Annotated in this window: 1 pseudogene; it reads right to left on the reverse strand. The window is 36.9% G+C overall.

What is annotated here, in order from left to right:
- Window positions 1-347: pseudogene (locus A6X21_RS24735) on the reverse strand (hypothetical protein); the annotation flags it as partial.

Raw genomic sequence — 347 nt, forward strand, 5'->3', positions numbered from 1 at the left:
GGTATCGATAGTGCCGTCGTATTTGAACCCCATGTTGTCAGCCAATGTGGGTGAAACAGCTTTGTCTGCTGAAACGTCACCTAAATTATATACATATAGTTTTTTGTCTTTTGTGTACAAAGCGAAAGACAAACTTTTCTGTCCTGTTCCTTTGATGTAAAGGTTGATTTTAGTTTTGCCTGCTAAGCTTACGGGTTTATCACCCACCTTTACGGTAAAAAAGTAGTCATTACTTTTTCCGTTTTTATCAGTCTTGATTTGCATTGCTTTCCCTGATTTGCCATTATCCTTTTGAGTAGCATATTCTTTTAATCCATATTTATTGAGGGTTCCAAGAAAAGCATTCC

Source organism: Planctopirus hydrillae (assembly GCF_001707835.1).
Lineage (GTDB): Bacteria > Planctomycetota > Planctomycetia > Planctomycetales > Planctomycetaceae > Planctopirus > Planctopirus hydrillae.